A 10313-nucleotide genomic window follows, 5' to 3' on the forward strand; every position below is an offset into this window, starting at 1 on the left:
GCCTCCTTTTAATTAAGATAATGGTGTCATACTAAAAGAACGTGATTCTAATACGCGTAAGATTGCATCTGCTGTATCTAAGGATGTAAATAATGGAATGCCTTGTTCTACTGCTTCACGTCTGATTAAAAAGTCATCTGATTGTGCTGCTTTGCTTTTTTCCATAGTGTTCATCACAACATGGATGATATTTTGTCTCATGGCTTCAATCAGATTCAAACCAGATTCAGCTAATTTAGGCACTTCTACTACTGTCAGTCCCTTTTCTTTTAAATAGCTTGCCGTTCCTGTGGTCGCCATTAATTGATAGCCAAGCTGTTGAAATCTTCTAGCTAAGCGTAAAGCCTCTTCTTTGTCTGTGTCAGCAATGGTAAATAAAACCTGTCCATGATGAGGTAAATGAAGCTGACTGCCCTCAAAAGCCTTATAAAGTGCTTTTTCTAAGGTTTTATCGGTTCCCATCACCTCTCCAGTTGATTTCATTTCTGGTCCTAGATACGTATCAACACTTAAGAGCTTGGCAAAGGAAAAGACTGGCGCTTTGACATGAACAAACTCAGACTCCTGATAAAGGCCATTCTGATAGCCTTGCTCTGCTAATGACATCCCTAAAATGGCGTTAGTTGCTACTTGTGCCATTGGGATACCAGTGACTTTACTTAGAAAAGGGACTGTTCGGCTTGCTCGTGGATTGACTTCAATCACATAAACTTCTTCATCATGAATGACAAATTGACAATTCATCATCCCAATGCAGTTTAAGCCTTTTGCTAGTTTTTCAGTGTAATCAGCAATTTTAGCTTTGATTGTATCAGATAAATGCTGTGGTGGATAAACTGCCATGGAATCTCCTGAGTGAACCCCTGCTCTTTCAATATGCTCCATAATTCCTGGTATCAGCACTGTTTCTCCATCGCTGATGGCATCCACTTCTACTTCTTTACCAAGCAAATAGCGATCAATTAAAACAGGCTGTTCTGGGGATGCCTTGACTGCATGGCGCATATAGCTTTCTAAATCTTGCTGATTCTCTACTATTTCCATCGCTCTACCACCTAGCACATAGCTTGGCCGTACTAAAACTGGGTAACCAATCTTGTTGGCGATGGCTACAGCCTCGTTTTCATTGGTTGCTGTATCTCCTAAAGGTTGAGGAATGGCTAATTCTTTTAATGCTTGTTCAAATAAATCACGATTTTCAGCTCGATCCAAATCCGCAACACTTGTCCCTAGGATGGGTACCCCTAGTCTAGCTAAAGGTTCAGCTAGATTAATCGCTGTTTGTCCACCAAATTGTACAATTACACCTTTGGGCTGTTCTAATTGAATTACATGCATGACATCCTCTAATGTTAAAGGTTCGAAATATAATTTATCTGAGATAGAGAAGTCTGTGGAAACTGTTTCTGGATTGCTATTGATAATAATCGCTTCATACCCCGCTTTTTGAATGGCTTTAACTGAATGAACGGTTGCATAATCAAATTCAACACCTTGACCGATTCTAATTGGACCTGAGCCCAAGACTAAAATAGAAGGCTGACTGGTTTGGATGCTTTCATTTTCATCTTCATAGGTGCTGTAAAAATAAGGGGTACTTGATTCAAATTCAGCTGCACAGGTATCGACCATTTTATAAACGGGTCTGATATGATGAGCCTCTCTAGTTTGCATAATTGTTGCAATAGGCATCTGCCAGAGCTGTGCAACTGCTTGGTCAGAAAAGCCATATTCTTTAGCATTTCTAAGCACTGCTAAATCGTCAATATTGGCTGCTAATGCTTGTTCGATTTCAACAATATGCAGGATTTTATCTAAGAAGAATAAATCTATCTTGGTTAGTCCTGCTAATTCTTCAATTGTATAACCTCGCCTAATGCCTTCAATTAGGTAAAATAAACGATCATCTTCTGGTTTCACTATTTTTTCAATTAAAGCTTCATCACTGATTGCAGTTGTTTCTGGTAAATAAAGATGATGAGTCCCAATTTCTAAGGAGCGAACAGCTTTTAGTAAGGATTCCTCCAAAGTTCGGCCAATTGCCATCACTTCTCCAGTTGCTTTCATTTGTGTTCCTAAGCGACGGTTACCATTTTCAAATTTATCAAATGGCCAACGCGGGATTTTCGTCACAACATAATCTAAGGCTGGCTCAAATTGCGCATAAGTTGTACCAGTAACTGGATTCTTCATTTCAGCTAATGTTAAGCCAATCGCAATTTTAGCTGCTAATTTTGCAATGGGATAGCCTGTTGCTTTGCTCGCTAGTGCTGAAGAACGGCTAACACGTGGATTCACTTCAATAATATAATAGTTAAAGCTATTTGGATCTAATGCAAGCTGGACATTGCAGCCACCTTCAATTCCTAAGGCACGAATAATTTTTAATGAAGCATCTCTTAATAATTGGTACTCGACATCAGACAAGGTTTGACTGGGTGCAACAACAATTGAATCGCCTGTATGAATGCCTACTGGATCAATATTTTCCATATTGCAAACTACCATCGCGTTATCTGCGGAATCCCGCATGACTTCATACTCAATTTCTTTAAAGCCTGCAATGCTCATCTCAATTAAGCATTGATTAGCTGGTGAGAGCTTTAATCCATTTGTGACAATTTCTTTTAGCTCTGCCACATTCTGACAAATACCTCCACCTGTTCCACCTAAGGTAAAGGCTGGTCGCACAATTAAAGGAAAACCAATTTTTTCTGAAAAAGCCATAGCCTCTGCTACTGAATGAACAATCTCACTTTCTGGTACTGGTTCTCCCAAAGAATGCATGAGTTGTCTAAATAAATCACGATCCTCTGCTTGGTCAATGGCGCTTAACTTCGTGCCTAGTAATTCAATCTTTAATTCCTCTAAAATACCGGTTGCAGCTAATTCCATCGCCATATTTAAGCCTGTTTGACCGCCTAAGGTTGGCACAATTGCATCTGGTCGCTCTTTTCTGAGGATACTTGAAACAAATTCTAATGTGATTGGCTCGATATAAACCTGATCCGCAATTTCTTGATCTGTCATAATCGTTGCTGGATTCGAGTTTACAAGGACCACTTCATAGCCTTCCTCTTTTAATGCTAAGCAAGCTTGTGTCCCTGCATAATCAAATTCAGCAGCTTGTCCAATCACAATTGGGCCTGAGCCAATCACCATAATTTTATGAATATCCGTTCGTTTAGGCATTGTTTTGTTGCTCCTTCCAAGCGTCCATTAATTCCATAAATTGATCAAATAAGTGGACAGCATCATGTGGTCCTGGTGCTGCATCTGGATGAAATTGTACGCTAAAAGCGGGATAATGGCGGTGTTTAATGCCTTCAACTGTGTCATCATTTATTTCTAGATGTGTAATCATCAGTTCATCTTTATTGATACTGCTAGGATCTACTGCATAGCCATGATTTTGAGAGGTAAAATCAATTCTTCCAGTGGCAATTTCCCTAACTGGATGGTTAAATCCGCGATGGCCGAATCTCATTTTAAAGGTGTCGGCACCATTGGCTAACGCAAGTAGCTGATGACCTAAGCAAATACCGAAAATAGGAACTTTACCTTGAATACCGCGTATCATATCTAAGACCTCTGGAAGATCTTTAGGATCTCCAGGACCATTTGTAAGCATCACCCCATCAGGATTTAAATCTAAAATTGTTTGAGCATCTGTCTGATAAGGTAAGATGGTTAAATGACAGTTACGCAGGCTTAATTCACGTAAGATACTATGCTTTAAGCCAAAATCAATGACTACAACATTCTTCCCGCTGCCTGGACTAGGATAAGGCTTTGTTGTTGAAACTTGAGCGACTTGATTGGTTGGTAAAACTACTGCTCTTAATTGATCAAAAGCATGGTTTAAGTCCTCTTTTTCTTGCACTAGCATTCCTTTAACCGTTCCTTTTTCTCTTAAAATGCGGGTTAATTTTCTTGTATCAATCCCTGAAATTCCAGGAATATTTTTTCTTTTTAGAAATTCATCTAAGGTAAATTGATTACGCCAATTTGAAGCAACACGGGCATGTTCTTTGACAATTACCCCTTTACAAGTTGGTGCGATAGATTCATAGTCATCACGATTAATGCCATAGTTTCCAACAAGCGGATAGGTAAAGACAATCATTTGTCCGTTAAAAGATTGATCTGTTATCGCTTCTTGGTAACCTGTCATGCCAGTGGTAAAAACAATTTCTCCGGTTGCTTCAACTGGGGCACCAAATGCATGTCCTCTAAAAATCGTTCCATCTTCTAACATTAACAACCGGTTTTTCACAGCAATTCCCCCTTATTTTGAGTACACAACTTGTCCATTTACGATTGTTAGCATTGTTTCACCATAAACCTCCCAGCCGATAAAGGGGGTATTGGTTGCAAGCGATGCAAACTCAGTTGCATCAATGGTCATTTTGTCATTTAAATTGAATAATGCTAAATCAGCTTTTTCTCCTACTGCTAATCTTCCACCAGCCAAACCAAAAGTATCTGCTGGCTTTGTGCTCATCCAATCAATCAGCTGACTCATTGTAAAGATACCTGTTTTAACAAAGTGGGTATAGAGCAAGGAAAAGGCTGTTTCGCTTCCAATAATCCCAAATGGTGCAGTTAGCATACTGGCTTCTTTTTCTTCTTTTCCATGTGGAGCATGATCTGTTGCAATAAAATCAATTGTGCCATCTAGTAATCCCTCAATTAAAGCTGCTTTATCTGCCTCGCCGCGTAAGGGTGGATTCATTTTATAAATACCAGTATCTCCAGGGATGTCTTCCTCTGATAGGAGTAAATGATGGGGTGTGACCTCTGCTGTGACATGAATACCAGCTTTTTTGGCATCTCGAATGACACGAACACTTTCTTTAGTTGAAACATGACAAACATGATAGTGCGCACCTGTTGCTTCGCTTAATAGGACATCTCTTGCGATTTGGGCAGCCTCTGTGATACTTAAAATACCTGGTAAATCATATTTTTGGGACATCTTTCCTTGGTGCATAACACCACCAAATAATAAGGAATCATCTTCTGTATGTGCCACAATCGCTGTTTTGTTTTTGGCAGCTTCAACCATTGCAAGATACATGGTTCCAGCAGTTTGAACCCCAACACCATCATTGGTAAAGGCAAAAGCACCTGCTTTTAATAAGCCTGCTTGATCGACTAATTTTTCACTGCGTAAGCCTTCAGTGATTGGTGCATACTGTAAGACATTGACAACTGCATCTGTTTTGATTTTTGCTTGAATCGCTTCAAATTTCTCAACAGTATCAGGAACAGGATTGGTATTTGGCATGGCACAAATCGTCGTAAATCCGCCTCTAGCTGCAGCCATACTACCTGATTGAATGGTTTCTTTATAGGTAAAACCAGGTTCTCTTAGGTGGACATGAACATCAATTAAGCCAGGGGCAATCAATGCACCTTTTCCATCGATGATGTTCACTTCATTGCTGTTTACTGCTGATAAAGTGGTGCCAATCGCTTCAATTTTATCCTCTTTTAGTAAAACTTCTATTGGTTGTTCTTGTCCCTGATGATTAAAACGGATGACATTTTTAATTAATGTATACATGCTGATTCCTCCTGAAGGTTGTTATTTATTCGATAAAATCAGCAAAAACAGAATCATTTTTGCTGATTTTAAGGGTTATTTATTTAAGACAGCTTCCAAAATGGCCATTCTGGTAAAAACACCATTCGCCATTTGCTGTACAATTCTTGAGCGGTCACATTCAACTAATGAATCTTGTAATTCAACATCACGATTGACAGGTGCTGGGTGCATAATAATCGCATGTGGCAACATTCTACTTTCACGTTCTTCTGTTAAACCATGCATATCTAAATATTTCTCTTGTGAAAAGTTGCCATAATATTCATGTCTTTCATGTTGAATCCGAAGCATCATCATCACATCAGATTGCTCAACGGCTTCATCTAGAGGTAAATAAGTGCCATATTCATTGTAGGAATCATCAAACCATTCTTTTGGTCCAGAGAAGAAAACTTCTGCTCCCAAACGCTTTAGCATTTGCATATTAGAGTTGGCAACACGTGAATGGGTTAAATCTCCAACAATTGTGACTTTTAAGCCTTCAAAGTGACCAAATTCTTCATAAATTGTCATTAAATCAAGTAGGCATTGACTTGGATGTTGTCCGCTACCATCGCCACCATTGACAATGGCTAAGTGAATGCCAGTACTTTCAATCAGTGACTTGTAGTAATCTTCCTCACCATGACGAATGACAGCAACATCTACGCCTAAAGCAGACATTGTCAGAACGGTGTCATAAAGTGTTTCACCTTTACTCACACTGCTTGTCGCTACTTCAAAATCAATTAAATCAATGCCCATTTTTTTCTGCGCCATTTCAAAGCTTTTATGTGTTCTTGTGCTATTTTCAAAGAAGAGATTGACTGCATATTTTTTCTCGCTCGGTGTATAAACTTCTCCATTTTTAAAATCCTGTGCACGTTTAATCAATTGCATCACTTGTTCATTGCTTAATGCCTCTACTGATACTAAATGGTCTAAGTGTAATTTTTGAGCTGTTGCTGTCATCTTGATTCCCCCTATTTTTTTAGTACTAAGCTTGTTCACTTCTAGCTTCTTTTGGTAAAACTAGATTTAAGATAATCCCTACAACTGTTGCTAAACTCATCCCTGATAGCGAGAGTGCGCCAAAGTTTAGATAGACACCCCCAATCCCAATAATGAGAATCACAGAGGTAATAATTAAGTTTCGTTTTTTATTAAAATCAATTTGATGATCAATGAGAATTCTTAAGCCACTTGAAGCAATGACACCGAATAATAAGAAGCTCACGCCAGCAATCACTGGCCAAGGAATACTTAAAATGATGGCACTGACTTTTCCAATAAATCCAAACAGAATGGCAAGAGAGGCTGCACCTGCTATCACAAAGACGCTATGAATTTTTGTGAGTGCAAGTACCCCAATGTTTTCACCGTAGCTTGTTGCAGGCGGTCCACCAAGTAATGAAGCAATAATGGTCGCAGTTCCATCTGCAAAAATCGTTCTTGAAAGTCCAGGTTTCTTAAAGAAGTTCCGATTTGTAATTTTATTTAATACCATAATATGACCGATATGCTCACTCATGGTAACAAATGCAATAGGTGCCATTGTTGCCAAAGCTGCAATTGAAAAACTTGGTTGATAGGATATGAATGGTACTTGGAAGTCTGGTAGCGCAAACCAACTCGCTTGTCCAACAGCTGATAAATCGACAATTCCTACTGCAAGTGCAATGAGATAGCCTGAAACAATCCCAATTAAAATTGGAATCAAGCTCATAAAGCCTTTTAAATACATATTGCAGATAATGGTAATCATCAATGTTGCCAAAGCCACTAATAAATAAGTGACACTGTAGTTTTCTGGTGCTGCCTCTGCTCCGATATACATGGCTTGATTCGCTGCAGTTGCCGCTAAGCTTAAACCAATAACCATCACAACGGGGCCAACAACAATGGGTGGTAAGACTTTATCAATCCAATTTGAACCTGCTTTTTTAATAATCAAAGCAACAATCCAATAGACTAAACCGGCATAAAAGGCACCTTGAAAGACTGCTGGAAAACCACCAGCTGTTTCTTTCATTAAAAGCATGGGTGTAATAAAAGCAAAGCTACTGCCTAAATAGGCTGGAATCTTTCCTTTTGTCAGTGCCAGATAGAGTAAGGTTCCTAATCCAGAGGTAACTAATGCGATGCCTGGATTTAATCCAACTAAAATGGGCACTAGCACATTAGCACCAACCATTGTACATAAATGCTGTAAACTTAAGCCAAACCATTGTAATGGTGCTGGTTTATCTCCTATATCTAAAACGACTTCTGTATTTCTTTCTTCTTCCAACATGCAAACGACTCCTCTAATTCATTCATTTTTTCTCAAAAAAAGAACCTGGCTGTCTATGGTGAGACTTCCAGGTTCTACGAAATATAGCTAGTCTAATCCCGCTTTTTTTACAAAAAAGGGTTTTCCTAACGATACCGCCATGACCTTCCGTGCCTCTCTGGACACAGTTAAAGCTTCACGATGATTATTTTATTTTTTGAATCCTTACACTATCTTTTTCATCAATCTCTTCAACTTCTACTTTAATTTGCTCATCTAAAGAAGTTGGTACATTTTTCCCAACGAAATCTGCACGTATCGGTAATTCTCGATGACCGCGATCCACTAATACAGCAAGAGAAATTTTTCTTGGTCTGGCAATATCCATCAGAGCGTCTAAAGCGGCGCGTATTGTTCGACCAGTGAAAAGCACATCATCCACTAAAATCACTTGCTTTCCTTCGATTGATACCGGAATATTTGAGCCATTGACCTCAGGCTCTCTGCCATCACTTTCATGAACATCATCGCGATATAATGAAATATCCAGCTCTCCAACTGGGATGGCTACACCTTCTAGTTGTTTTAAGCGACTAGCGATTCTTTGTGCGAGATAAATCCCTCTTGTTTTAATCCCTACTAACACTAAATCTTCAATCCCCTTATTTCTTTCAATGATTTCATAAGTGATTCTGGTTAGTGCGCGTTTCATGGCTGCATCATCTACTACTTCAATTTCATTCTTAGACAACAAGTCACCCTCCTTCTAAATTTTCCCCATCAAAAAACCTTCTTACCATGAATGATAAGAAGGCACAAAAATTGCATGTTTAAAAAGAATTCACCTATTTTTAGGCTTCCATCTTTTCAGTGCTCCTTCCTAGCCTCACAGGACTATTGTTAAAGGAAAAATATTTAATTTATTTCTTGCTTAAAGATAGGATATCGATTTACCAACTAAATGTCAACCGTTTTCTCTTAATTCAGCTAAAGTTTTTTCAAAAATTTCCGGTAGTGGTGCTTCGAAAGTGAGAAAATCGCCACTTGTTGGGTGTTTAAAGCCTAAGACTTTGGCATGTAAAAACTGCCCTTTACCAGCTAAAGTTTTTCTAGGTCCATAAGTTGGATCACCAGCAATTGGGAAGCCAATATATTTCATATGCACACGAATCTGATGGGTTCTACCAGTTTCAAGTTCTAGCTCAACCAGTGTGTATTCATTAAAGCGCTCTAATACTTTAAAATGTGTCACAGCAGGTTTACCGTCATCAATAATCCCTTGTTTTTTACGATCTTCTTTTGAACGACCAATTGGTGCATCAATGGTGCCTTTTTCATGTAAAATATGACCATGAACCAATGCGACATAACGACGTAAAGAAGTCTTCTCTTTTAATTGCTCCGCAAGCATTTCATGAGCTTGATCATTTTTAGCCACCATTAATAAACCAGATGTGTCCTTATCAATCCGATGAACAATCCCAGGACGAATCACCCCATTAATTCCTGAAAGGTCTTTCACATGGTACATTAAAGCATTCACTAATGTGCCAGTTAAATGACCAGCAGAGGGATGCACCACCATTCCTTGTGGTTTATTCACTACTAAAACAGCTTCATCTTCATAAACAATCTCTAAAGGAATATCTTCTGCTAAAATTTCTAATGGCACCACTTCAGGTTCAATCGCTTCAACAACATCCCCATTTTTCACTTTATAATTGCCTTTTTCAGGCTGACCATTGACTGTGACATATTCTTCTTTAATCCAATGTTGAATTTGCGACCTCGTAAACTGCTTCAAATGATCCGCTAAGACTTTATCTAAGCGTCCTTTTTCTTCATTTATGGTCATTTTCATTTTTTTTGTCATATTCGCCATCCTTTTTAATTGTTTAAGCTTTCATCTTTAATAATATAAATCGCAGCTAATGCAACACCAACTGTTAAACACATATCTGCTACATTAAATACTGGGAAGTTAAAGAAAGTCAATTGAATCATGTCTACAACAAAGGTATGCACAAGACGATCAATAAAGTTTCCAATAGCACCTGCTAAAATCAACATCAGAGACAGATTTAGGAGGAGATTCTTTCTTGGTTTTGCATATTTTTGCATGATATATAGAATCGCAATAATCACAATTGTTGTAATGATGTAGAATAACCACATTTTTCCTTCTAAAATATTCCAAGCAGCCCCTTCATTTTTCACATAGGTCCATGAAAGAATATTTGGAATGACTTCGATTGTATGATATAAATCAATTTGATTCATCACAATATATTTTGTCAGCTGATCAATTCCTATAAACAAAATTGCACCGATATAATAGTAAAGCATTGTATCCCTCTTTTCTAAATAAAAAAACCGTCTCCATCATTTTACACGATTTTGACGATTCTTTATACTATTTTCTTTTCAAGACTCAAATTTAGTAGTAATATT

8 protein-coding genes are annotated in these 10313 nt (G+C 38.3%); all 8 read right to left on the reverse strand.

Annotated elements, in window-relative coordinates; translation table 11 throughout:
* Positions 1-12: 12 nt before the first annotated feature.
* The 8 genes from carB to lspA all read right to left on the reverse strand — a co-directional run bounded on the left by carB (position 13) and on the right by lspA (position 10208).
* Entirely contained in the window at positions 13-3192 is a 3180-nt protein-coding gene (gene carB, locus BMW29_RS08525; RefSeq protein ID WP_092652400.1) for a carbamoyl-phosphate synthase large subunit, read from the reverse strand.
* A complete protein-coding gene (locus tag BMW29_RS08530) occupies positions 3185-4258 on the reverse strand; it encodes a carbamoyl phosphate synthase small subunit (protein ID WP_092652402.1) in 1074 nt (357 codons plus the stop codon). The genes carB and BMW29_RS08530 overlap by 8 nt, the downstream gene beginning before the upstream one ends.
* Positions 4259-4288: 30 nt before the next feature.
* Positions 4289-5569 carry a dihydroorotase gene (locus BMW29_RS08535; protein WP_092652404.1) on the reverse strand — a complete coding sequence of 427 codons (1281 nt, stop codon included), beginning with the start codon at positions 5567-5569 and terminating at the stop codon, positions 4289-4291.
* Positions 5570-5644: 75 nt separating this feature from the next.
* Positions 5645-6562: an aspartate carbamoyltransferase catalytic subunit gene (locus BMW29_RS08540; protein ID WP_092652406.1), complete on the reverse strand. Its 918-nt coding sequence runs from the start codon at positions 6560-6562 to the stop codon at positions 5645-5647.
* A gap of 25 nt (positions 6563-6587) precedes the next feature.
* Positions 6588-7883 (reverse strand): solute carrier family 23 protein, encoded by a 1296-nt coding sequence (locus BMW29_RS08545; protein WP_092652408.1) that lies wholly within the window; start codon positions 7881-7883, stop codon positions 6588-6590.
* Positions 7884-8067: 184 nt separating this feature from the next.
* Entirely contained in the window at positions 8068-8613 is a 546-nt protein-coding gene (pyrR, locus tag BMW29_RS08550; protein WP_425431599.1) for a bifunctional pyr operon transcriptional regulator/uracil phosphoribosyltransferase PyrR, read from the reverse strand.
* A gap of 213 nt (positions 8614-8826) precedes the next feature.
* Positions 8827-9735, reverse strand: a complete 909-nt coding sequence (locus tag BMW29_RS08555; protein ID WP_092652412.1) for an RluA family pseudouridine synthase — start codon at positions 9733-9735, stop codon at positions 8827-8829.
* A gap of 14 nt (positions 9736-9749) precedes the next feature.
* Complete coding sequence (lspA, locus tag BMW29_RS08560) at positions 9750-10208, reverse strand: signal peptidase II (RefSeq protein WP_092652414.1); 459 nt, start codon at positions 10206-10208, stop codon at positions 9750-9752.
* Positions 10209-10313 lie beyond the last annotated feature (105 nt).

It is taken from the genome of Isobaculum melis (genome assembly GCF_900111355.1).
Lineage (GTDB): Bacteria > Bacillota > Bacilli > Lactobacillales > Carnobacteriaceae > Isobaculum > Isobaculum melis.